19 protein-coding genes are annotated in these 23565 nt (G+C 67.9%); 1 reads left to right on the forward strand and 18 read right to left on the reverse strand.

The window, feature by feature from the left end; all coding sequences use genetic code 11:
* Positions 1-48: 48 nt before the first annotated feature.
* The 10 genes from ACFUEJ_RS03470 to ACFUEJ_RS03515 form a co-directional block, all read right to left on the reverse strand.
* Entirely contained in the window at positions 49-2052 is a 2004-nt protein-coding gene (locus tag ACFUEJ_RS03470; RefSeq protein ID WP_388027604.1) for a VWA domain-containing protein, read from the reverse strand.
* 91 nt (positions 2053-2143) lie between these two features.
* Entirely contained in the window at positions 2144-3622 is a 1479-nt protein-coding gene (locus tag ACFUEJ_RS03475) for a sigma 54-interacting transcriptional regulator (protein WP_058251515.1), read from the reverse strand.
* On the reverse strand, positions 3591-4199 hold the full coding sequence (locus ACFUEJ_RS03480) for a maleylpyruvate isomerase N-terminal domain-containing protein (protein WP_068970438.1): 609 nt from the start codon (positions 4197-4199) through the stop codon (positions 3591-3593). The genes ACFUEJ_RS03475 and ACFUEJ_RS03480 overlap by 32 nt, the downstream gene beginning before the upstream one ends.
* A gap of 11 nt (positions 4200-4210) precedes the next feature.
* On the reverse strand, positions 4211-4705 hold the full coding sequence (locus ACFUEJ_RS03485) for an SRPBCC domain-containing protein (protein WP_137808923.1): 495 nt from the start codon (positions 4703-4705) through the stop codon (positions 4211-4213).
* On the reverse strand, positions 4702-5097 hold the full coding sequence (locus tag ACFUEJ_RS03490) for a helix-turn-helix transcriptional regulator (RefSeq protein ID WP_065630232.1): 396 nt from the start codon (positions 5095-5097) through the stop codon (positions 4702-4704). Before ACFUEJ_RS03490 ends, ACFUEJ_RS03485 begins: the two co-directional genes overlap by 4 nt.
* A gap of 177 nt (positions 5098-5274) precedes the next feature.
* Entirely contained in the window at positions 5275-6180 is a 906-nt protein-coding gene (locus ACFUEJ_RS03495; protein ID WP_137808924.1) for a TauD/TfdA family dioxygenase, read from the reverse strand.
* 335 nt (positions 6181-6515) lie between these two features.
* Positions 6516-7358 (reverse strand): ABC transporter ATP-binding protein, encoded by an 843-nt coding sequence (locus tag ACFUEJ_RS03500; RefSeq protein WP_388027609.1) that lies wholly within the window; start codon positions 7356-7358, stop codon positions 6516-6518.
* Positions 7339-8412: an ABC transporter substrate-binding protein gene (locus ACFUEJ_RS03505; protein ID WP_078112224.1), complete on the reverse strand. Its 1074-nt coding sequence runs from the start codon at positions 8410-8412 to the stop codon at positions 7339-7341. The genes ACFUEJ_RS03500 and ACFUEJ_RS03505 overlap by 20 nt, the downstream gene beginning before the upstream one ends.
* Positions 8413-8417: 5 nt before the next feature.
* A complete protein-coding gene (locus ACFUEJ_RS03510; protein WP_078112196.1) occupies positions 8418-9284 on the reverse strand; it encodes an ABC transporter permease in 867 nt (288 codons plus the stop codon).
* A 137-nt stretch (positions 9285-9421) separates the two neighbouring features.
* Complete coding sequence (locus ACFUEJ_RS03515) at positions 9422-10054, reverse strand: hypothetical protein (RefSeq protein ID WP_078112197.1); 633 nt, start codon at positions 10052-10054, stop codon at positions 9422-9424.
* 667 nt (positions 10055-10721) lie between these two features.
* On the opposite strand from ACFUEJ_RS03515, the gene ACFUEJ_RS03520 reads away from it, so the two are divergent.
* Positions 10722-11981, forward strand: coding sequence for an HNH endonuclease signature motif containing protein (locus ACFUEJ_RS03520; RefSeq protein WP_165630354.1), 1260 nt, complete (start codon positions 10722-10724; stop codon positions 11979-11981).
* Between the two features lie 843 nt (positions 11982-12824).
* On the opposite strand, the gene ACFUEJ_RS03525 is transcribed toward ACFUEJ_RS03520, so the two are convergent.
* The 8 genes from ACFUEJ_RS03525 to ACFUEJ_RS03560 form a co-directional block, all read right to left on the reverse strand.
* A complete protein-coding gene (locus ACFUEJ_RS03525) occupies positions 12825-13568 on the reverse strand; it encodes a sulfite exporter TauE/SafE family protein (RefSeq protein ID WP_211540117.1) in 744 nt (247 codons plus the stop codon).
* Positions 13555-15129, reverse strand: coding sequence for a bifunctional phosphoribosylaminoimidazolecarboxamide formyltransferase/IMP cyclohydrolase (gene purH / locus ACFUEJ_RS03530; RefSeq protein ID WP_388027614.1), 1575 nt, complete (start codon positions 15127-15129; stop codon positions 13555-13557). The genes ACFUEJ_RS03525 and purH overlap by 14 nt, the downstream gene beginning before the upstream one ends.
* The gene (purN, locus tag ACFUEJ_RS03535) at positions 15126-15749 is read right to left on the reverse strand and encodes a phosphoribosylglycinamide formyltransferase (RefSeq protein WP_265968870.1); all 624 of its coding nucleotides are present in this window, start codon (positions 15747-15749) and stop codon (positions 15126-15128) included. The genes purH and purN overlap by 4 nt, the downstream gene beginning before the upstream one ends.
* Before the next feature lie 77 nt (positions 15750-15826).
* Positions 15827-17449, reverse strand: coding sequence for a DUF6350 family protein (locus tag ACFUEJ_RS03540; protein ID WP_388027617.1), 1623 nt, complete (start codon positions 17447-17449; stop codon positions 15827-15829).
* Positions 17450-17585: 136 nt separating this feature from the next.
* A complete protein-coding gene (locus ACFUEJ_RS03545; protein WP_388027770.1) occupies positions 17586-18785 on the reverse strand; it encodes a DUF5336 domain-containing protein in 1200 nt (399 codons plus the stop codon).
* A gap of 171 nt (positions 18786-18956) precedes the next feature.
* On the reverse strand, positions 18957-20909 hold the full coding sequence (locus ACFUEJ_RS03550; RefSeq protein ID WP_388027772.1) for an acetoacetate--CoA ligase: 1953 nt from the start codon (positions 20907-20909) through the stop codon (positions 18957-18959).
* Positions 20910-20947: 38 nt separating this feature from the next.
* Positions 20948-22591, reverse strand: a complete 1644-nt coding sequence (locus tag ACFUEJ_RS03555) for an AMP-binding protein (RefSeq protein ID WP_078113395.1) — start codon at positions 22589-22591, stop codon at positions 20948-20950.
* Between the two features lie 55 nt (positions 22592-22646).
* On the reverse strand, positions 22647-23561 hold the full coding sequence (locus tag ACFUEJ_RS03560; RefSeq protein WP_058251675.1) for a CoA ester lyase: 915 nt from the start codon (positions 23559-23561) through the stop codon (positions 22647-22649).
* Positions 23562-23565 lie beyond the last annotated feature (4 nt).

Genomic DNA, 23565 nt, shown 5'->3' on the forward strand with positions numbered 1-23565 from the left:
GACACATTCGCGCCGACGTCGCCGCGGCGCTCATCGACGGGGCGTCGATCAGCCGCGCCGACGCCCCTTCCGGGTCCGCAGATAGTCGCCGACCACGGCGGCACCGAGACCGTCGACGTCCGGCGCCACCACGCGTCCGCCGATCCGGCGGGCGATCTGATCCATGAAGTGGGCCAGCCCGGGATCCTCGCCGAGACGGAAGAACGTGACCTGGGCGCCGATTCGCGCGACATGGTCGAGTTCCCGAACCGTCAGCGCGATGGTCTGCGGGTGCGGCGGATAGAAGAAGAACGGTTCCCCACTCGGATCGAGATGCGCGGTCGGCTCTCCGTCGGTGACCACCAGGACCACCGGCTGCGCATTCGGGAACCGCCGGAGGTGCCGCTGGGCGAGCAACAGTGCGTGATGCAGGTTGGTCCCCTGCTCCATCCGCGGTTGCAGACCGGTGAGCTCGGCGATGTCGATCGACCGCGCGTATCTTCCGAACGCGATGAGGTGGAGTTCGTCGCTGCGGAAGCGCGTGGAGATCAGATGATTCAGGGCGATCGCGGTGCGCTTCATCGGCGTCCACCGGCCCTCCATCTCCATCGAGAAGGACGTGTCCACGAGCAGGACCACCGCTGCCTGCGTACGGCTCTCGGTCTCCGAGACCTCGACGTCGCGGACGTCGATACGCACTCCCGATCGCGCCATCTCCGACGTCGCGAGCGACGGTTCGTGTGTCTCGGACACGGTGCGCAGCACCGCATTCGACACGGTCCGGGTGACGTCCCAGGGGTCGGTGTCGCCGAATTCCCACTCCCGGGAAGCGCCGGTAGGCTCGCCGAGCAGTCCGGTCTGGCGGGTCTGGCGATCGCCCCGGCGGCCCGACAGCTGCTCGGCGATGTCGCGGAAGATCGACTGACCGAGCTGGCGCATCGCTTTCGGACTCAGCCGGAGCTGACCGTCTGCGGTGCGGTCGAAGAAGCCTTGCTCGGACAGCGCCTTCTCGAGCTCGGCCAGCATTCTCGCGTCGACCGCCGCGTCGTCGCCGAGCTGCCGGGCGAGCGCGTCGAGATCGATGTCGTCCATCTGCGCGCCGGCATACTGCTGTGACAGCTGCTCGGAGAGCGCCTCGAGTTCGGAGATGTCGCGTAGTGCCGCGGCCCCCTCGCCCAGTCCCATCGGCTGGTCGCCGGAGAACGACTGCGCGTCGTCCCAGTCCAGACCCGGTCGAGCCGCCCGGAGCTGCGAATCCATCTGCGCCAGTTGGTTCATGAGGTCCGGCGACCCGAACGCCTGCTGCGCCAGCTGGTCGAGCTCGGCGCGCTGCTCAGGGGTCAGCGAGTTGTAGAACTGTTGGGCCGCGGCCGCGCGCTGGGCGAGGGAATCGATGAGTTCCTCGGTGTTGCGCGGGTTCTCCGGGAAGAACTCACCGTGCTTGGCCATGAACTCGTCGAATGCCTCGGTGGTGTCCTCGCCCCGGTTGTGCGCGGCGAGGAGCTCGTTGAGGTCGCCGAGCATCTCCGAGATTCGTTGCCGGTCCTGCTCGTTCGCCCCCTCGAGCGCTTCCTTCATGCCGGCGAAGCGCTGGTCGAGCAATTCCCGGCCGAGCAGGTCCTTGATCTTGTCGTAGTCCTCACGCGCCTGCGGACTGCGCCAGTTGTACTCCGACAGTTCTTCGACGGCCTGGGCGGTCGACGGCGGCAGACTCCCGATCTGCATCTCGGCGAAGCGGGCGTCGTCGTCGAGATCACGCGCGAGTTGCTTGCGCTCCTCGAGTACCGCACGGTCGAGGAGTTCGCGGATCTCGGCGAAGGTGCCGTCGAGGTTGCGCTTCTTCAGCAGTTCCTGCCGGCGACGGTTGATCTGCTCGCGCAACTTGTCGAGTCCGCGCATGTTCGGTGTCCCGCGACGCAGCAGTTCCCGGAGCGCCCGCTGCGGCGACGCGCCGGCCATGACATCGTCGCCGATCGTCTCCAATGCCTCGCGCAGATCGACCGGCGGCGCGAGCGGATCGGGGCCGCCGCTGTACCGCTGGTAGCGCGAACGGTGAAAGCTCTTGCGCGCCATGTGTTCTCCCTAGTGTCGGGGCTCCCTGAGGTGCGAGCGGAGCTGCGTTCCCCTGCCCCCTGAGGTGCAAGCGGAGCGAGCCACGAAGGGCTTAGCCGTAGATGGTCTGCCCGGTCTCGTCGGCCTCCTTGCCGATCCGACGGGCGAGGAAGAGTCCCTCGAGCGCGAGCTCGACCGCACTGGCACGCTCCCCGTCCGAGTCCGCTTCGAGGCGCTCGGCGATCTGGTCGAGAACGCCGGACGTGGTGTCCGGCGACGGGATGGAACCCAGCAGGTCGTCGGCACGCACCCGGTCGCCGGTGACCACCGGCTCGCCGTTCTCGAGGGCGGCGACGAGCGGCGCCATGTCGACGCCGCCGAGGTGGGCACGCACCGCGTCGGCGATGGACTTGCGCATCAGGTGCTCGAGGATCTCGAGTTCCCGGCCCTCTTCGCCGGACTCGAACTCGATCTTGCCGCGCAGCACCTCGATCACCGACTCGAGATCGACCACGCGTGCCACCGCCTGGTCCTCGCCCGTCACCGTCGCCCGGTGAAGCGCCGCGGCCGCAACGGTTTCGGCACCGGCGATGGAGAAGCGGGCGGAGACTCCCGATCGCTGGTCGATCGACGGGTGGTCACGGGCGTAGCGGGTGAACCGCGCCAGGATCTCGGTGATGAAGGTCGGGACGCTGGCGGTCAGATCCGCCTCCTGCTCGATCACCGACACCTCGTCGTCGAGCTCGAGCGGGTAGTGCGTCCGGATCTCGGCGCCGAAGCGGTCCTTGAGCGGGGTGATGATCCGGCCGCGGTTGGTGTAGTCCTCGGGGTTGGCACTGGCCATCACCAGGACGTCGAGCGGCAGTCGCAGGGTGTACCCGCGGACCTGGATGTCGCGCTCCTCCATCACGTTCAGCATCGACACCTGGATGCGCTCGGCGAGGTCGGGCAGCTCGTTGATGGCCACGATGCCGCGGTGCGAGCGCGGGATGAGCCCGAAGTGGATCGTCTCCGGGTCGCCGAGGCTGCGACCCTCGGCGACCTTCATCGGGTCGATGTCACCGACGAGGTCGGCCACGGAGGTGTCCGGCGTGGCCAGCTTCTCGCTGTAGCGCTGCGAACGGTGACGCCACTCGATCGGCAGATCGTCGAGCAGGTTGGCGGCCTTCCGAATCGACCCGGGGGTGATGGGTTCGTAGGGATGCTCGGCCAGCTCGGAACCCGCGATGACCGGCGTCCACTCGTCGAGGAGCCCGACGAGGGTGCGCAGGATGCGGGTCTTGCCCTGGCCGCGCTCGCCGAGCATGACGACGTCGTGGCCGGCGATCAGCGCCCGTTCCAACTGCGGGATGACCGTCGCCTCGAAGCCCACGATGCCCGGCCAGGGGTCGCGCCCCTCGCGGAGTGCGGACAGGAGGTTGTTGCGGATCTCGTCGCGCACACTGCGCTGCACGTGACCGCTGGCACGCAGTTCACCCAGGGTTCGGGGTGACGGATGCCGGGTTTCGGTCGACTGGGAGCCATGCGTGGTGAAGTTGTCGTCTGGCACCTCATCGAGGCTACTCCGCGTTGTCGAGCGCGTGCTCGTCATCACTCCTCGTCGCCGGCGTCCACCGCGGGTCCCGGCCGATGAATCCCATGAGGCGACTCACCGGGTCGGCATCGGCGTCCACCTCGACCTTCGGACCGTACTGACCCGAACTGCGGAGGATGTCGTCGATGGACGCCATGCCCTCGAGCAGTTGTCCGGCGAATCCGGGGTCGAGGTCGGGGGTGACGCCCTGGGATCGGGCGAGATCCCACGTGTGCATGTACACGTCGGCGGTGTAGAACCGGTCGATTGCCTCGACGAGTCGATGCTCGCCCGCCATCGGGTGGGTGAACGTGTCCTCGGCGGTCGGTCCGTCGAGGAGTGCCTGCACCGAGGCGGCGTGCTGTGACCACGCCCCGGCCGGGTCGTCGGCGACAGCGGGTCCCGCGGGCAGGGCCACCCCACCGGCGGCGAGGAAGCCGGTGAACCAGTCGACGAGGTGGGCCACGACGTCGCGTGCCACCCACCCGTCGACCGGCGTGGGCGCCTCCCAGTCGCGGACGTCGGCGATGGCCTCCGCGAAGTCGGAGGCCACCTCTCGGTGACGCGACGATGCATCCAGTTCCGGCAGGGTCACGCCGGACACGATCAGATCTCGCCCTCGGTGAGCATGCGGTCGAGTGCGGCGTATCCCTCGTTCACGCCGACCTCCATGCCCGAGGCGAGCCAACCGTCGCGCGCTTCGAAGCTGTCGCACAGGGATTGGGCGTGGAGCCGCGTCGTGCCGTCGCCCAGATCCTCGAACCACAGGGTCTCCAGCGACACCGCATCGGGCATGCCGAGGAAGGTGAACGTCTGCACGATCTTGTCTTCGCCCACGGTGTGGAAGCACCCGCGGAATCCGAACTCCTGCCCCTCGTGGGTGGAGACATAGCTCCAGCTGCCGCCGTCGCGGACATCCCACTCGATGACCCGGCTGCTGATCGCGTCCGGCCCGACCCACCGGACGAAGAGTTCGGGGTCGGTGTGGGCCTTCATCAGCTGGGCGGGAGTTCCGCGGAAGTCGCGGGTGATCCGGATGAGGGGGACCTCTTTGTCGGCCTCGATGGCGGCCTCGGGATAGCGGGTCTGCGTTGCGGTCATGACACCTTTCCTTCCTTGTGGAGTGGTTGTTCGACCTCGGGGTCCGACACCGTCGGATGCTGGGCCTCGGGGCCGTCGTTCATCTCGGCGAGCAACGCGTCGAGGCGCTGGTAGCGCTCCTCCGCCCGCTTCCGGTACCGCTCGATCCATGTGGTCATGAGGTCGAACACCTCTGCTTCCAGATGGACCGGACGGGTTTGGGCCTCCCGGGTTCGGGTCACCAGGCCGGCGTCCTGCAGCACCTTCAGGTGCTTCGAGACGGCCTGGATACTGACGTCGTACGGTTCGGCGAGTTGGCTGACCGTCGCATCCGAGACCGCCAGCCGCGCAACCATGTCGCGCCGCGTCGGGTCCGCGAGTGCGGCGAACACCTTGGACAACTCGTCTGCCATCCGACCTCCTCAACCGTTTGGTTGAATACGATGGTGCGCCGGATCGTCGACCTTGTCAACCCCTCGGTTGAATAAGCTGGTCCCGGCTCGTGGACGACGCACTGAGCGGCATACGAGAACTCCCACCGCCGGCCGGGTGGCCGATGGTGGGAGTTCGGGATCGTCGGGAGGTTGCGGTCAGGCAGGTCCGATGGGCGCCTCGCCGCGCAGGGTGATCCGGTGCATCACCCGGCGGGCGTCGCCGTAGTCGCGGTTCGCGTAGTGCAGCGTGTTCCGGTTGTCCCAGAGGACGAGATCGCCGAGACGCCAACGGTGCCGGACGATGTGTTCGGGCTTGGTGAGGTGTGCGTAGAGCAGGTCGAGGATGCCGCGGCTCTCCGCCTCGGAGACGCCGTCGATGTGCGAGGTGAAACCGGGATTGACGAACAACGACTTCCGGCCCGTCTCGGGGTGAATCCGCACCACCGGATGGGTGACCGGCACCAGTTCGGTGACCTCCTCACCGTCCCAGGTGTTGCCGCGGCCGTTGCGTCGTTGCTTGAGGTAGTAACCGAATTCGCGGTTGCCGTCGTGTACCGCGCTGAGTCCGTCGATCATCCGCCGGACCGGTTCCGACAGCGACTGGTACGCGAGCTCGGCGTCCGCCCAGTTGGTGTCACCGCCGTTGCGCGGCAACACAACCGGACGCAGGATCGAGCCCATCGGCGGACGCGGCATGAAGGTGACATCGGTGTGCCACACGTCGGCGAAGCCGTTGTCTGCGCTGTCGAGCGAGTAGACCTCGCCGGGAACGTCGCCGCTGTTCCACACCGGATGCCCGAAGGTCAGGTCTCCCAGCCGGTTTCCGAACCGGATGTGCGCCTCGTCGTCGAGGTGCTGGTCGCGCAGGACGATGACCTTGTAGTCGATCAGCGCCCGGCGCAGCGCGGACACCTGGGCGTCGGTGGCGGATGCGACGTCGACGCCGCGGATCTCGGCACCGAAACTCGGGCCGAACTCGTCGATGTCGAATTCGACTCCGCCGGAGATGGTTCCGGCGTCAGGACGGTGCGTGGGGACGACGGGGTGGGAGGTGGTGGTCATGAGGATTGTTCTCCAGGTCGATGCAGGCGGGGGTCGGAGCGGGGTGCGCCGGCGGCGAACCGTGATGCGATCCGTCCGCCCAGTTCATCGAGTGGAGGGTGCCCTGGTGTGCGCTGATCGTGCCGAACGCGCCTCGCGTATTTCCGCTGGTTGAGCCGGCGAGGAGCGGAGCCGCCGGGCCGAGCAAGCGACGAAGGAGCGCGTCGAGGTCGACGAGCCGAGTCGAAGCCACTGCTGTGGCGGACGACGCTGGAAGGGAGGGCACCCCCACTTTCTAACCGGCCGCCGCGCCACCGGACAGGGTTGAGCCCACGCTGAGGAAAAGGCCCGGCCGCTCATGCGACCGCGACATCCTTCACCTCAGCATCTTTCACGGCGGCCTCCTTCACCGCGGCACCGATCTCGGCGCGCAGGGCGGCGTATTCGGGTGAACCGCGCAGTTCGTCGGGTTCGACGCCGGTGCGCGGCAACGTCGAGATGAGGTCCAGTGCGATCCGTCCCGGTCGCTTGGTGAGCACGATGATCCGCCTCCCCAGGAACGCTGCCTCGTCGGCGCTGTGGGTGACGAAGACGTTGGTGCGTCCGCTGTCCGCGCTCACCGCCCGCACATCCTCCTGCAATCGTTCCCGAGTCAGGGCGTCCAGCGCCGCGAACGGCTCGTCGAGCAGCAACAACGGCGTATCGGCCGCCAGCGCACGGGCGATGGCCACCCGCTGCTGTTGCCCGCCGGAGATCTCCCAGATGCGCCGGCCGGCGGTGTCGTCCAGACCGACGCGTTCGAGGAGTTCGGCGCGGCGTGCCGCCCGTTCGGACTTGGGGACCTTCGCATACTTGAGCGCGAGATCGACGTTGCCGCCCACCGTCTTCCACGGGAACAGGCGCGGTTGCTGGAAGACGACCCCGGAGGTCACCCCGGGCACCGGGGCGGCTCCAGACACCTCTACCCTCCCCGCCGTCGCGGGTTCGAACCCGGCGATGAGTCGCAGGAGGGTGGACTTGCCGCATCCGGAAGCACCCACCAGCACGAGGAACTCGCCCGGCGGGACGTCCAGGTCGACCGGGCCGACCGCGGTCACGGCGTCAGCACCTGTCCCGTACCTCTGGGACACGTTGTGCAGACGGATCGAGCCGCGGCGCCCCTCGGGTCGGTCCGGCGGACTACTGCTGTTCGAGGACACCCGGCAATCCCTCTGTGTAGATGGCCTCGCGGAAGGTCTCGATCGGCGGTGCGGCCGGGATCTGCTGCTGCTCGGCGAGGAACACCGCCGCGCTGTGCAGGTTCTCGGAGAGATTGCCCGGGTTGCCCTGGGTACCGAGCCACGTCGGACTGGTCAGCTCCGCGACGGTGAGGAAGGTGCCCTGCTTCAACTGGTTGGCCGCATCTTCCGGGGTCGTGCCCAGCTGCGCGGCGACGGCGTCGGCAGCGGCCTGCGGGTCGTCCTTGATGAGGGTGAGCGCGCGGGCCTGGACCTGCCGCCAGGTGTTCACGACCTCCGGGTTCGCCGTCGCGAATTCACTGGAGACCACACCGAGGTCGAGCGTGGGCTTGCCCGCGGTGGCCAATTGCCGGCTGGCGATGAGAGTCGTTCCGTCCTGGCGCAATTCGTCGAGCGTGGGCAGCCAGGTGTAGACCGCGTCGACGTCGCCGCGCTGCCAGGCCGCCAGCGAGGCCTGCGGCTGCAGATCGATCAGGTTCACGTCCTTCGGGTTCACGCCGGCCTGGTTCAGCGCGGCCAGCAGGCTGTAGTGGGCGGTCGAGGCGAACGCTGTCGCCACCCGCTTGCCCTTGAGATCGGCGACGGTCTCGATGCCGGTTCCGTTGCGCGCGACAAGGGCCTCGTTGTCGCCGGCGACGTCGAGCACGAAGGCCACCTGGTACGGGATGTTCAGCGGCGCGGACAGTCCGCGGGCCACCGGGCTGGACCCGATGGCGGCGAAGTCGACCTCTTTGGCGACGAACGCGGTGTTGATGTCGGCACCGGAGTCGAACTTGGTCCACTTGATGTTGTAGTCCGGCAGCGCTTCTTCGAGCCACCCGTTGTTCTTGACGATCAGGTCGCCGCTCGGGAACGACTGGTAGGCGAGCCGGATCGTCGGCTTGCTGTCGTCCCCGGAGTTGTCGACCGAGCAACCGGCGAGCACCAGCGCCACTGCGGCGATCATCCCGAGCACCGCACCGAAGCGCGACCGGCGCAGCCGGTACGAACCGGCCCTCTTGCGTGTGATTGTCATGTCTTTCAGGCCTTTCCGCGCCACGGCACCACTCGGTGCTCGATTGTTCGTAGGAGCCCGTCGATGATCAGTCCGGACAGACCGATGGCGATGATGCCGACCAGGACGACGGGGGTGTTGTTGTAGTTGCTGGCGTCCTTGACCACGCCACCGATTCCGGGGATGCCGTTGAACAGCTCGGCCGCGACCACGGAGGAATACGCGATGCCGACCGAAAGCCTTACGCCGGTGAAGGTCTCGGGCAGCGCCGACGGTACGACGACGTCGCGGATCACCTCGGACCGCGAGGCCCCGAGCGCGCGCGCCGCCTCGATGAGACTCACCGGCGCGGCACTGACGGCGGCGGTGGTCGCCACCGCCGCGGGCGGTAGCGCGGCCAATGCCAGCAGCGTGATCTTCGGCGCCTCGTCGATGCCGAGCCAGATGACCAACAGGAAGAAGTAGGCCAGCGGCGGTAGAGCGCGCAGGAACGTGAGCCACGGTTCCAGCAGGCGTCGGAACCACCCCACCGTTCCCATCGCCAGACCAAGCAGCACGCCGAGGATCACGCCGATCGCCACACCTGCGAAGACCCGGCGCAGCGTCATGTACAGGTGTTCCCACCAGTAATAGTCGGCATAGCCGCGGACTCCGTCGTGCGTCGTGGACATGTCGACAAAGGCCTGCCACACGGTGCCCAGGCGCGGCACGAAGGTCTCACTCCAGATCCCGCTGACGGCGACGACCTGCCACACGGCGGCGAACAGCACCACCGAGAGCAACGGGAGTCCCACCCGGGTCAACAGCGATCGCGCGCGAGACGAACCGCCGGGCGACGTGCGCTCCGCCCCACCACCCGCTTCGTCCGGGGTGATGTCCACAAACAAGGTCACCGTGCATGTCTAGACATCGCGAACCCCGGCGACCAGAGTTTTCCTCTCCGAGAGGAAAACTTACGCCGGATGCATACGGATCCGGCGCGATGTGCTTGTGGCGTGGGGTTTCGCTGGTCGCGTCCGTGGGAAGTTGCCTAGAACACGAACTGCGCGGCCACCTCGGCGACACCGGCCAGCGCGGACTGGACGCGAGCGTGTAGCGCGACTCCGGCGGCTGTCCATCCGGGTTCGTCGTCGAGGTCGGCGTCGTGTGGACGCGCGTTCCACACGTCGTTCCACTCGGTGAGCTCCGCTGCCAGCTCGGGGTCGAGGCCCAGGCGCAATGGGTCGGCGGGGTAGTTCTCGGTGAAGCTCTCCCAGAGTGGTCCGGCGCTCCACTCGGGGAACATGCGGATGAGCCGCAGGCCGTCGGGAAGCACCACAGGTCGGGATTGTGCGGAGCGGGAGGCGAGATATCGCAGCTGCATCTCGGCTCGCCCTGCCCGCTCGACCCGTGTTCGAGCGGGCTCCCGATAGTCGTACCCCGACAGCCACACCAATCGCTCATGGTCGGCTCGATCGTCGACGACGACAGCGAGCGACCACAACTTGCCCTGATCGGTGAAGAAGTAATCGGCGTCCGAGATCACCGTCGTCACATCACATCCGGAGTAGTCGAGGACCTCCGCGCGGTAGCCGGCCCCGTCGTACTCGAAACCGAAGAGTCTCAACGGTGTCTCGTCACCGGCGTCATCGCCACCCGACCGCGCTGTGTTGCTGTTCGTCATCTCTTCACACCCCCGATCGGTGAGCATCTCACACACATCCAGCCGCCCTAAGCGACAAACCCTTGCGACCGAGGTGCACGACAAGACGCCTGCGCGTCCGAGGTGCGGGAAGCGTACGCATGCTTCCTGATCCGAAAGAACCGCAAACCCCTGGTCCCTGAGGTGCGAGGAGCGCAAGCCGCCGGGCCGAGCAAGCGACGAAGGAGCGCGTCGAGGTCGACGAGCCACGAAGGGCCCTGATGAGGCACCTTGCGAGCCCTTCGTGGCTCGCTTCGCTCGCACCTCAGCAAGCAGAAGTCTGAACGCTCACGAGTGCTTTTCGTAGTCCACAACGGCCGCCAGGCCGTACTTACTGAGGTGCAAGAAACGAACCCTCCCCCGCTCCCCGAGACGGGAGAAGCGCAAGCACCGACCCCCTCCGTCCCCCGAGGCGCGACGAGCGCAAGCGACGAGCCTCGAAGGGGTCTACACCCCAGGCCGAACTCAAAACCGCTCGCAATCAGGCCGATCGAACGTGAACCGAATTGCGGGACGAGTGTGACTGGAGTACACCTTTGTCAACAATCCACGCCCACTCAACGCGAATCGACGCACAGACGACGAAATATGCTGCACAGTCGATGAATTCGTGGTTCTCGGCCTGTGGAATTTTCTCGAAATCGAACGAATGTTCCGGTACCTTGGAGTCATGCCAGAGCTCGCCACCCTCCTCGATCAGCTCATCGAAACCACCCCACCCGCCGACGACCCAACCGGCAGAGCAACATTCGACGCCCTCGAGACACTGCGCCTGATCCGCAACACCGTCGACCACCAGATCGTCACCCACACAGCGCAACTCGACGACCTCTGTGTCGCCCAGAAAGCGGGCAGCACCACCAAGAAACTGCTGATCGAGTCAGGCCATGCCCCGGTCGCCGCTCTTCGCACCATGCGCAGTGTCGACGCCCTGCCCAACCTGCCCGCTTTGGCGCGTCACGCGGCCGACGGGCGGCTGTCCAGCGAGATCGTCGACGCCATCGTCCGAGGCATGCACCAGATCGACAAGCGTTGTGGTGAGGCGCTTTCCGACGACAAGCGCTCACGGTATGAGCTCGAACTCATCGCCCAAGCACTGTCCGGTGCGACGCCGACGCAAGTACTCAAGCATGCCCGAGCCATCGTCAACACTCTGGCGGACACCTCCGACACCAGCGTACCGGCCGCCGACGACCCATCGCTGAACGCGGTCAACGCGCACACCACCGACGACGGTCGCGTCGAAATCCGGGCCGACCTCACCCAGATCGTCGGCGAGAAGTTCCAGGCCATGATCGACGAACGATCGTGTCCACGGCCCGAACCCGACGGCACCGAGGACCGGCGCACCGCCGAGCAACGCCGCGCCGACGCCTTCGAACTGATCCTCGATCAAGCAGCGATCGGCGCCACCCTCGACACCGTCGGAAGCCCACGCACGCAACTGATGCTGACGATCCCCGCGACCGGAGACCTGGCGACGCTGCCGTGGACCGGATCGGTCAGCCATGCCACCGCGAAACAGGTCTCCTGCGACGGATCCCTGACCGAGATCATCCTCGATGGTGAGGGCGTACCGCTGCAGATGGGTCACACCCGTCGGTTGTATCCGGCACACCTACGCAAGGCAATCATCGTCCGCGACGCCTGCTGCATCAAATGTGGTGCACCACCGTCACATACCCAGGTCCACCACATCAAGTCGTGGGCCGACGGCGGACCCACCGACCTCGACAACGGCTGCCTGCTCTGCCAACGCTGCCACACCCAAGTCCACCACCACGGCTGGGACATCGTGATGGGTTTCGACCGACACCCCTGGCTCGTCCCACCCGCCAGTATTGACCCGCAACGCCGACCACTACCCGCCTACAACCGACGCACCATGCGACTCGACGACGCCGCCTGACCACTGCCGCCACAGACCACCAGACGTTCGCGTAGCAGCCTCGCTCCCGGCGCCCGCCCGGGACCGCATCCGTCCCTTGACAACTCCACAGCGACACTGCAGTCGGCTCCGTTCCCGGTCGGATCGTGGACCGGGAACGGGGCCGTACTGTGAAACCCTCGCCGCTACCCCGCCCTTGCACCTGGACCACATGCGGGCTGACGGCCGCCGTGAACTGCCAAATGGGCTGCCGCCCCGTCAGTGGGCCGCGATACTTCCGACTGCGGCAAATCGATGTCCGGTAGCGCACCCTGTTGGGCAGCTTCACCTGCAGGCCGAAGTTGCTCTTAGACAACTGCGCCCAATGGAAAGACCGGCATCGCTGTATGCCCGTGCCCCCGACATTGAAGCGCTCCTTCGGCCGAACGTGCGCTACTGACAACATACGCAACCGATCCGAGGAAGCGTGGCTGCCCCACCCCCGGCCGCAAGGCTCAACCGAGGAGCGCAGTCGACCTCGACCGGCGGGACTGTCTCGCATACCTGCCCCGACTTGTGACCGACAGACTTCAACTCGACTCCCAGACCTCGATCGAAGTCTGCCGGTCGAGTTGAAGCTTGCCGGTCGCCGGACCCTTCGTGGCTCGTCGCTGCGCTCCTCGCACCTCAGGGAGCAGGGGCTGACGCGCCCTCCGCAAGCTCCGGACGCACCTCAGGGAGCAGGGGCTGACGCGCCCTCCGCAAGCTCCGGACGCACCTCAGGGAGCAGGGGCTGACGCGCCCTCCGCAAGCTCCGGACGCTCCTCAGGGAGCAGGGGCTGCCGCGGGCACACCGACGACAACCGCCTGCTCATCACGCCGACGTCAGCTGACCGCGAGCCACGCCGCGAGTCCGAGCCCGCACACCCCGACCACGATCCGGAGCGGCCCGGGCGGCAGCCGTTTCACGACAGGCGGGCCGCACCACCCGCCGGCAAGACAGCCGACGGCCATGGCGAGCGCCGCCCACCAGTCGACGGGACCCCAGATCATGAAACCGATGGCAGCGATCGTGTTGGCGATGCCGAGGAACAACGACTTGGACAACGCTGCGCGCCACAATGGTTCGCTGGTCACCACGAGCATCAGCGCGAGGATCATGATGCCGGCGCCCGCCCCGAAGTACCCGCCGTACACCGAGATCAGCGTCAGGCCCAGGATGAACACCCAGGGACGCTCGACGTGCGAGGTGGCCCACCGCCGCAGAACCGGTTGCGCCAGCAGGGCGATCGCGGCGATCGCCACCAGGAACGGCACGACGGCTTCGAACGCCTCGGCCGGCGTCGACAGCAACAGCACCGCCCCGACCGTGCCGCCGATGAGCGAGGCGATCGCGCCGATGATCAGCCGCCTGCGGTCACCGTCGAGGAGGGAGCGTCCCGACTGTGCGGTACTGCCCACCCCGACGGCGACCAGCGCGACCGTGTTCGTGACATTGGCCGCGATCGGACTGAGTCCGACGGCGAGCAATGCGGGATAGCTGACGATCGACGCCAGCCCGGTGATGTAGCCGATCAGGCCGGCGCCGAAACCGGCGACGACCAGTAGAGCGAGATCAGTGAGCGAAATGACGCGCCCCGGTGAGGTAGAGCGTCACGCCCGCCTCGTCGGCCGCCTCGATCACCTCGTTGTCGCGAATCGAACCGCCCGGCTGCGCAACGGCTTTCACCCCGGCCGACAGCAGCACCTGCAGTCCGTCCGGGAAGGGGAAGAACGCGTCCGACGCCCCCACGCTCCCCGCTGCCCGGTCGCCGGCGCGTTGCACGGCCAGGTGCGCGGAGTCGACGCGATTGACCTGGCCCATACCGACGCCGACCGACGCACCGTCGGACGCCAGCAGGATGGCGTTGGACTTGACCGAACGGCACGCACGCCAGGCGAACTCGAGGTCGGCAAGGGTCTGGTTGTCGGCCGGCGGACCCGCCACGAGGTTCCAGTTGGCCGGATTGTCGCCGTCGGCGTCGAGGACGTCGCGCTGCTGCATCAGCAGTCCACCCGACACCGGCTTCGTCTCGATCCCGGTCGCCGCCGGCGGGGTGGCCACCAGGACGCGGATGTTCTTCTTACGGGTCAGCACCGAGAGCGCACCGTCGGCGAAGCCGGGCGCGACGATCACCTCGGTGAAGATCTCGGCGACCTGCTCGGCCATCGCCACGGTGATCTCACGATTCGCCGCGATCACGCCGCCGTAGGCGCTGACCGGATCGCACGCGTGCGCCTTGCGATGCGCCTCCGCGATGTCGGCGCCGATGGCGATGCCACACGGGTTGGCGTGCTTGATGATCGCGACCGCCGGGGCATCGAAGTCGTAGGCGGCGCGCCACGCGGCATCGGCGTCGGTGTAGTTGTTGTAGCTCATCTCCTTGCCGTGGAGCTGCTCGGCGGTCGCAACCCCGCCGGCCCCGGCGTTACCGACATACAGTGCGGCCGGCTGGTGCGGGTTCTCGCCGTAACGCAGCACCGCGGAGCGGGTCCAGGTCGCACCGGCCCACGCCGGGAACTGCGACTCGTCCTCGGGCGCAACCACACTCGACATCCACGACGCGACCGCGACGTCATAGTCCGCGGTGTGCCGGAAAGCCTTTGCCGCAAGCTTCTTCCGGTCGACGAGCGAGAACCCGTCGGCCGTGAGGGCCTCGGTCACCAGCGAGTAGTCATCGGGATCGACCACGACGGCGACCGACGGGTGGTTCTTCGCGGCCCCACGCACCATCGACGGGCCGCCGATGTCGATTTGCTCGATGCACTCGTCCGGAGTCGCACCGGACGCCACCGTCTCGGTGAACGGATAGAGATTGGCGACGACGAGATCGAATGCGGCGACGCCCAGTTCGTCGAGCTGAGCCACATGATCGGACTTACGGGTATCGGCGAGGATGCCCGCGTGCACCTTGGGGTGCAGGGTCTTGACGCGGCCGTCGAGGCACTCGGGGAAGCCCGTCAGCGTGGACACCTCCACGACCGGCACGCCCGCGCCGGCGATGGTCTTCGCGGTGGACCCGGTGGACACGATCTCCACTCCGGCCGCGTGTAGTGCCGTCGCGAGGTCGGCGAGACCGCTCTTGTCGTAGACACTCACCAGCGCGCGCCGAATCGGTCGACGAGAGCTGTCAGAGCTGGGTGCGTTCACGGGATGCGGGCCTTTCGTCCATCGATGACTACTCCTCGGGTGACCAGTGCGGTCACCACGTCGGCGAGCAACACACGCTCAACCGTCTTGATGCGTTCGTGCAGGGTGTCGACCGTGTCGTCGTCGTCGACGGTGACCACTCGTTGCGCGAGGATCGGGCCGGTGTCGACGCCTTCGTCGACCAGATGCACCGTCGCGCCCGTGACCTTGACGCCGTAGTCCAGGGCCTCGACGACACCGTGGGCGCCCGGGAACGCGGGTAGCAGCGCTGGATGACTGTTGACGACGCGACCGCCGAACCGGCCGAGAAAAGCCGAGCCGAGGATCTTCATGAAACCGGCGGTCACCACCCACTCCGGCTCGATCGCGGCGACCTCGTCGGTCAGCGCACGATCCCACGTCGCACGGTCGGCGTGGTCGGCGACACGGCAGGTGATGAGCGGGATGTCGTGGCGCTGCGCGACCTCTTGCGCCCGGCACGAGCGGTCGACCACGATCGCCGCGACACGGAACGGGGCATCCTCGTCACCGGCGCGCGCGATCAGCGATTCCAGCAGCGAACCGGTGCCCGACGCCATCACCACCAGCGGGGTGCGACCAGGTGCCGTCGGGGATGTCACGTCGTCGAGACTAATCGCCGCACGTTGGGCTGCCCGCGCCGGGTGGCACCGCCGGGGCACGCCCGGGAAGCGCGCTGTCAGCGTTGCCGTGAGGCCCCGTGCGAACCGGGATGGAGGTCGTGATCCAGGTCGACGGCGAGATCCGCCACGTCGAGATCGTCGTCGTACACGCGGTTCTTCGCCGGCGCGCGCCCGGATGCGGTGTCGAGATCAGAGTCGTCCGGGTCCGACCCGGCGACGTACTCCGCGTCGTCGTCCGCGAGGTCAGCGTCCCCGAATTCACCGTCGTCGAACTCACCGTCGTCGTAGTCCGAGTCCTCGTACTCGCCGTCCTCGAATTCACCGTCCTCGACTTCCGAGTACTCGGCGTACTCGTCGTCCTCGTCCAGATCGGTGACGATGACGTATTCGTCCTCGTAACCGAGGTCGAGTGGATCCTCGAAGTACTCATCGCCGACAGCGAGACGTGCCGCTCGGGTCGACGGCAGGAAGGCGTACACGAGCACGATGAGCAGGCCGACGACCGCGATCCAACCCAGCGTGAAGACCCCGGCCGCCGACACCGTCACGACGACCTCGCCGAACTCCCCCAGCGTTCCACCCGCCGAGACGGTGAGAACGGCGACCACCGAAGCCGCGACCGCCGCGGCGACACCCACCGAACGCACGTGGGCCATGGGATCGAGGTCGCGGCATCGCCAGCCGACGAACGCGGCGACACCGGCCGGCACGAGCAGTCCGACGAATCCCCATGCCCCGGCACCCGGCCCGTCGGGAAGGACCGCGAGAACCGGGACGGGCGGGACGGCGTCACCGCGGACCGTGAACAGGTCGACCGTCGTCGCACCGATCTGGACGTCGGAACCCACGAGCACCGCCATCGCGGCGACCATCACGTTCGGGAGGTAGAGCATCGACAGCAGGGTGAGTCCCAGGAACCCATCGAAGTCGTAACCGATCTCGATCAGTTCACCGATCTGCCCGTGCCTCATCAACATGCGCAGACACACCAGCACGGCTCCGGCCACCAGTAGCAGCATGGCCGCCACCAGCCCGTACCGGAAACCGCGACGATCGGCGTGGGTCACACCCCCGCGGACGGCGAAGTCGCGTCGTCGGCTCCACACGACACCGGCGACCGCCGCACCGCCGTGTACGCCGAGGGTGTAGAGGAACGCAAGCAGCGCGTTGGGCGTCTGCACCGGCAGGACCGACCCGCCGTCCATGACGACCGCCAGGGACATCGCGGTGATGAGAACGGGACCGATCACCGCCGAGAACACGACGGCGCCGAGGTCGAACAGGTCGTGCCGATCGCGTTCGTTCGAGTTCGTGCCACCGGCGACGGCCCGGGCCGTCAGCCAGGCAGTGCCGGCGGCGACCGCCAGCGTCGGCAGCAGCGGCAGCACACCTATGGTGACCCCGCTGATCGTGACCGGCACCTGGTGGACGGCCAGCCAGCCCGAGGCGATCGCACTCGGCAGTCCGGTCAGGCCGCTGCCGGCCAGGAGCAGCACCGAGAGCATCACGACGATCAGCGTCACCAGCGCTATCGCGGGAACGGTGAACGCGACAACCGCGAGCTGCCGGGCCGAGCCCTCGGCCGCCGTGCGCTGCGCACGACGTGATCGCCGCAGGTTACGCAGCTGCGACGCCAGATTGTCCGTGGTCGGGTCCGACTTGAGGGAGGGCATCGTCATGAGCCTGACACGGTCCCGGCCGAGGCTGTCGTAGACGCGCCGAGCGGGCTGCGAAAGGGAGTCAGCTCACCGCTGGACCGTCCGCACAACGACAGTGCCCCGTCGACCGATGGTCGACGGGGCACTGTGGGTTCTGTCAGTTGCCGCTGCCGGTGGGCGGCTCCGGCTTCTGGAAGACCGTGGTCGAGTGGTCTCCGGCCGGGGTGTCGATGCCCGAGGGGCCAGCGGATCCACCGGGCGCGGCCGGGGATGCGCCCGAGGCGCCGGCCGCGTACTGGCCGGGACGGTAGTCCCCGTAGCCCGACTCGCCGTGACCGGAGGCCGATGCCGACGATTCGCTCGCACCGCCGGAGTAACCGCTCTGACCGGCGGTCGACGCGCCCGACGACTGCGAGTAGGCCGACGGGTCGTAGTTCGCCGACGACTGCTGGCCGTACTGAGCCTGCGCGCTGCCGGTGCCGTAGGCGGTGGTCTGCGCGTCGCCGTAGCCACCGGTCTGCTGGTGAGCGCCGGTGTCGGACTGCGCGGCCGACGAGCCGGGGGCCACCGCTGCGGTTGCCGAGCCCACCGCGGGCGCCACCTTGATGACGCCGGCGTCGACGAGCAACCACACGACCGCGAGGACCGCGGACAGGAGGGTGAAGATCAGCAGCACGATCGCCCCGGCACCGTTGTCGTCGATGTTGAGGAACTGGAACACCGTGATCAGGAACGAGGTGATCGCCAGCGACGCCACGATCGGCGCCGCAGGCACCTTGATGCCCGGGATCAGCGAGATGAGCGCCAGGATCCCGGCAACGCTGATCAGCGTGTACGGCGCGTTGTACTGGGTCTGGAACAGCTTGAGCGCGAAGTCATAGGTCTCGGCGGCGGACAGGAACCCGCTGAAGAGGACGATGAGGCCGAAGGCGCCGATCGCGGCGGCGAGGAGAACCGGGGTGATGGCCGGCAGTCCCTGACTCGGCGCCTTGGTCGGCTGCGGGGAATATCCGTACTGGCCGTAGCCCTGCTGGCCCTGCTGGTCCTGGCCGTATCCGGGTTGGCCGTACCCCTGCTGGCCGTATCCCTGCTGGCCATATCCCGGCGCGGGGCTCTGGCCGTAACCCGGCTGCCCCTGACCGTAGGACTGTCCGCTCTGACCGTACTGCTGGCCCCCGTACTGCTGACCCCCGTACTGCTGGGCCTGACCGTACTGATCGGAACCGGGCGCGGGGCTCGCCTGCGGACCCGTGTTGTGCCCGCCGGACTGGGGATATCCGGATTGATTGCCGTACTGGCCGTAGGACTGGCCGGACTCGGGCTGCTGCTGCCCGTAGCCGCCGGGTGGGTAGGTCATGACGATCTCCTGGTCGGGTCGGTCGGTCAGGATCAGCGGGTCGCGTCGAGGTGACGGCGTCCGGCCGTCGCCCCCCACGAGCGCAGAACTGTCGACCACGCTAGTACACATACCCGCCGGGTCCCATGACCCTTGCACATCAGGGTCGCCCCGCCGGGCCACGAATCCCGCTCACCAGCGATGCGCGCGCCCTTGCTCGGCGTACCAGTTGATCAGCGCGTAGTCGTCGACCGCCTTGGGGTCGATGTTGACCTCGGAACGGCCCGCCAGAATCGCGGTGACCGGAACCTCGAGCTTCTTCCCGGTCCGGGTGTGCGGAATCCCGGGGGCCTCGATGACCTCGTCGGGCACATGGCGTTTGGAGAGGCGGTCGCGGACCGCGCCCGCGATCCGGCCGATCAGCGCGTCGTCGAGCGTCGCGCCGGGGACCAGGGTGACGAACAGCGGCATCCAGTAGGCGCCGTCCGGTCCGTCGACACCGAGCACGAAGGCCTCGGCGATCTCGTCGAGCGCTTCGACGACCTCGTAGATGTCGGCCGATCCCATCCGGATCCCGTGGCGGTTCAACGTCGCGTCGCTGCGGCCGTGGATCACGAGCGACCCGCGTTCGGTCACCGTCACCCAGTCGCCGTGCCGCCAGACCGGCTTCTGCGGATTCGACGCCGTGCCCTCCCATTCGTGGGCGAAGTACGCAGTGCGGTATCGGGAACCGTCGGCGTCGTCCCAGAAACTCACGGGCATCGACGGCATCGGCGCGGTGACGACGAGTTCACCGACCTCCCCCACCTGCGGGTGGGCGTCGGGTGACCAACTCTCCAGTGCCACACCGAGGTAGCGCACCGACAGCTCCCCCGGGACGACCGGCACACCGGTCGAGCCACCGGCGAACGCGGAGACGATGTCGGTGCCCCCGCTGATCGACGAGATGGGCAGACCGGATCGGACGTGGTCGTCGACCCAGGTGAAAAGGTCTGCGGCGAGCGATGATCCGGTACTGCCGAGTGTTCGCAATCGGCCGAGGTCGTGCTGACGCCCCGGCTCCAGACCCGCCTTCCGCGAGGCCTGCAGCTGGCCGGGACTCGTGCCGAAGTAGGTGACGCGCTCGTCGTCGACGACCTGCCACAGGCGGTCGGCGTCGGGGTACAGGGGCGAACCGCTGTAACAGACGATCCGCGAACCGCAGAGAAGTCCGGCGACCTGATAGTTCCACATCATCCAGCTGAGCGCGGTCTGCCAGAAGAACACGTCGTCTGCGGACAGATCGCCGTGCAGGGCACCGGCTTTCAGGTGCTCCAGCAGGACTCCCCCGTGTCCGTGCACGATGCCTTTGGGGCGTCCGGTGGTGCCGGAACTGAACAGCACCCAGAGCGGATGATCGAAGGGCACCTTGACGGGGTGGAAGTCGCCGGGGTCGCTGGTGACGGCGTCGGCATAGTCGAGGGCCGACGAGGACTCCTCGGTCGCGCCGATCGTGATGTGCGCGACCAGGTCCGGCAGTAGCCCGGCGAGCTCGGCGCTGTCGGCGCGCTTGTCGACGACCTTGCCGTTGTAGCGATATCCGGCGGCGGTGAACAGGACCTTGGGTGCGAGTTGGCCGAGTCGGCCGGCTGCCCCCTGCGGGGCATAGTCCTGTCCACATCCGGACCAGATCGCGCCCAGGGATGCGGTGGCCAGGAAGGCGATGACGGCCTCCGGGATGTCGGGGAGGTAGGCGGCCACCACGTCCCCCGACCCCACTCCGCGCGCACGCAGGGTCGCGGCCAGGCCCGCGACCTGCGCCGGCAGTTCCGCCCACGCGATCTCGGAACGGTCACCGGCCTCGTCGATGCCCACGATCGCGGCACCGGGCAGGGCGACGTGCCGGAGGATCTGATCGACGTAGTTCAACCGCATCCCGGGGAACCAGACCGCACCGGGCATCCGGTCGTCGGCGAGCACCGCCTCGTCCCCGGGCCCGAGCGGTTCCGCGGCGAGGGCGTCGAGGTCGAAGAATTCCCAGACGGCACGCCAGAACCGGGCCGGATGTTCCACCGACCACGACCACAGATCGTCGTAATCGCCTGTGTCGGTCTCGAACCGCCCGGTCTCGAAACGCTCGGCGACGAAGCGGCCGAACCGGTCCATCTGGGTGCTCGTGACCCGCTCCGCAGTCCTCGACGTGCTCATCGCAACTGCTCGAGGATCGAGACCGCCTCGTCGCGCATCGCCACCTTGCGGACCTTCCCGGTGACGGTCATCGGGAACTCCTCGACCACATGGACGTACCGCGGGATCTTGTGTCGCGCGATCTTGCCGGTCGCGAACTCGCGCAGGTCGTCGGCGGTGAATTCTGTTGCGGTGTCGCGCAACCGGACCCAGGCCATCAGCTCCTCGCCGTATTTCACGTCGGGCACCCCGATCACCTGGGCGTCGAGGATGTCGGGATGGGTGTAGAGGAACTCCTCGATCTCGCGCGGGTAGATGTTCTCCCCGCCGCGGATCACCATGTCCTTGATGCGCCCGGTGATCCGGACATAACCGTTCTCGTCCATGTCGGCGAGGTCGCCGGTGTGCATCCAGCCGTCGGCGTCGATGGCCTCGGCCGTCTTCTCCGGGTCGTTCCAGTATCCGGTCATCACCGAGTAACCGCGCGTACACAATTCGCCCGTCTCGCCGCGCGCCGAGGTCTCCCCGGTTCCGGGATCGACGACCTTGATCTCCAGGTGCGGGCCGACCCGCCCGACGGTGGTCACACGCAACTCGAGGGGATCGTCGACCCGCGTCTGCGTCGACACCGGCGACGTCTCGGTCATGCCGTAACAGATCGACACCTCGCGCATGTGCATGCGGTCGACGACCTGCCGCATGACGTACTCGGGGCACGGCGACCCCGCCATGATGCCGGTGCGCAGGCTCGACAGGTCGATGTCGAGCCCGTCGTCGAGCAGGCCGAGTTCGGCGATGAACATGGTGGGCACGCCGTAGAGGCTGGTGCAGCGGTACTCCGCGACCGCCTCGAGGGTGGCCCGCGGGTCGAAGGCCGGCGCCGGAATCACCATCGCCGCACCGTGACTCGTCGCCGCAAGGTTACCCATCACCATGCCGAAGCAGTGGTAGAAGGGCACGGGTAGGCAGATCCGGTCGTCGGCGGTGTAGTTCAGCAGTTCGCCGACGAGGTACCCGTTGTTCCCGATGTTCCGGTGCGACAGCGTCGCACCCTTCGGGAAACCCGTTGTACCCGAGGTGTACTGGATGTTGATCGGGTCGTCGGGTGAGAGCGACGCAGCGATCTCGTCGACGCGTGTGAGCTCGTCGGCGCTCGGCTCGACACACAGCGCATCCCAGCCGGGGGATTCGAACAGGACCACTTCGCGCAGCTCCGGGCACTGTGGCCGGGCCTGTTCGAGCATCGTCGAATAGGCCGAGTCCTTGAAGCTCTCGGCGGCCAGGACGACGCTCGTCCCGGACTGCTGCAGCGCGTACTCGATCTCGTTCTGCCGGTACGCGGGATTGAGATTGACCAGCACGGCGCCGATCTCGGCCGCGGCGTACTGGGTCAACACCCATTCGAACCGGTTCGGCGACCACAGCCCGACGCGGTCGCCGACCGACACGCCGAGTCGGAGCAGTCCGGCCGCGAGCGCGCGTACGTCACGGTGGAACTCGGTGTATCGCCATTCCCGCCGTGCGGCGGCGTCGATCAACGCGGTTCGCTCGCCGTGGTCCGCGACGGTTCGGGCCAGGGTGGCTCCGATGGTCTCGGTGAGCAGTGCCGGTGTCTCCTCACCGCGCGTGTGTGCAGGCTTCGGGTGAGCCTCGGTGCTCATGTTCTTGCTCCGGTCTGTTCTCGGGGGGTGGATGCCCGGATGGTCGGGGGCTTCGTCAGTTCTCGGGGGCGGGATCGGTACGCGTACCGCTCACACGGGACAGGACGACCTCCGCCTGGCGCAGGACCGGCCCGTCGATCATCTGACCGTCGAGGCTGAACACCCCGCCCGCGTGTTCGGCCGCACCGTCGAGGACCTTGCGCGCCCACTCGACCGCCTCGTCCGACGGGCGGTAACCGTTCCGGATGTGATCGACCTGGGACGGATGGATGCATGCGGTCGCGGTGTATCCCAGGGCCACCGCGTCGCGGACCTCGGCGACGAGTCCGTCGACGTCGGAGATGTCGAGGTGCACCGAGTCGACGGCGAACTTCCCGTACGCGGCGGCCGCGATGCGGACCATCGACCGGACCCAACTCGCGACGTCCCGGTACTCACCCGGCCGGGCTTCACCCGGACCGAACCGGCTCGACGTGCCGCCGAGGCCCGCGACGAGATCCTCTGCCCCCCACATCAGTCCGATGCAGTTGGAGGTGGCGGCGATGTCGCGGGCGCGGGTCGCGCCGAGCGGCGTCTCGATCAGTGCGATCGTCTGGAACGCGGTGTCCAGGATCGAGGACACGTCCTCGGCCTTGGCCTGCATGACCACCCGGTAGTTCGTCTCCGAGACGGCGGCGAGATCGCGCCGGTAGTCGCCGGTACCGGCCGGGTTGATCCGCACGATGGTGCGGTCCGGATCGACCGGATTGGCGACGAGAGCCTCCCGGGCTGCGGCGCGGTTCGTCGGCGACACCGCGTCCTCGAGGTCGAGGATGACGACGTCGGCCCGGTCGAGGGCCTTCTGGTATCGCTCGGGACGGTCCGCCGGGCAGAACAACATCGCCGGCCCGGGCGGCAGCCACGCGTTGGTGAGCTGCCCCGACAGTCCGGAACCCGCGACCGGGCCGCCGGGTGGGTCCTCGAAGAACATCGTC

The sequence above is a fragment of the Gordonia sp. NPDC057258 genome (assembly GCF_042668985.1).
In the GTDB taxonomy this organism is placed as follows: Bacteria; Actinomycetota; Actinomycetes; order Mycobacteriales; family Mycobacteriaceae; genus Gordonia; species Gordonia hongkongensis.

Excerpts from the sequence above, each read along its gene's own strand:
- ACFUEJ_RS03485 (WP_137808923.1), bottom strand. The coding sequence starts at position 4,705 with ATGACCGCAACGCAGACCCGCTATCCCGAGGCCGCCATCGAGGCCGAC.
- ACFUEJ_RS03515 (WP_078112197.1), bottom strand. The coding sequence starts at position 10,054 with ATGACGAACAGCAACACAGCGCGGTCGGGTGGCGATGACGCCGGTGAC.
- ACFUEJ_RS03495 (WP_137808924.1), bottom strand. The coding sequence starts at position 6,180 with ATGACCACCACCTCCCACCCCGTCGTCCCCACGCACCGTCCTGACGCC.
- ACFUEJ_RS03540 (WP_388027617.1), bottom strand. The coding sequence starts at position 17,449 with ATGACGATGCCCTCCCTCAAGTCGGACCCGACCACGGACAATCTGGCG.
- ACFUEJ_RS03470 (WP_388027604.1), bottom strand. The coding sequence starts at position 2,052 with ATGGCGCGCAAGAGCTTTCACCGTTCGCGCTACCAGCGGTACAGCGGC.
- ACFUEJ_RS03555 (WP_078113395.1), bottom strand. The coding sequence starts at position 22,591 with ATGAGCACCGAGGCTCACCCGAAGCCTGCACACACGCGCGGTGAGGAG.
- ACFUEJ_RS03490 (WP_065630232.1), bottom strand. The coding sequence starts at position 5,097 with ATGGCAGACGAGTTGTCCAAGGTGTTCGCCGCACTCGCGGACCCGACG.
- ACFUEJ_RS03475 (WP_058251515.1), bottom strand. The coding sequence starts at position 3,622 with ATGACGAGCACGCGCTCGACAACGCGGAGTAGCCTCGATGAGGTGCCA.
- ACFUEJ_RS03560 (WP_058251675.1), bottom strand. The coding sequence starts at position 23,561 with ATGTTCTTCGAGGACCCACCCGGCGGCCCGGTCGCGGGTTCCGGACTG.
- ACFUEJ_RS03550 (WP_388027772.1), bottom strand. The coding sequence starts at position 20,909 with ATGGACCGGTTCGGCCGCTTCGTCGCCGAGCGTTTCGAGACCGGGCGG.
- ACFUEJ_RS03505 (WP_078112224.1), bottom strand. The coding sequence starts at position 8,412 with ATGACAATCACACGCAAGAGGGCCGGTTCGTACCGGCTGCGCCGGTCG.
- ACFUEJ_RS03545 (WP_388027770.1), bottom strand. The coding sequence starts at position 18,785 with ATGACCTACCCACCCGGCGGCTACGGGCAGCAGCAGCCCGAGTCCGGC.
- ACFUEJ_RS03520 (WP_165630354.1), top strand. The coding sequence starts at position 10,722 with ATGTTCCGGTACCTTGGAGTCATGCCAGAGCTCGCCACCCTCCTCGAT.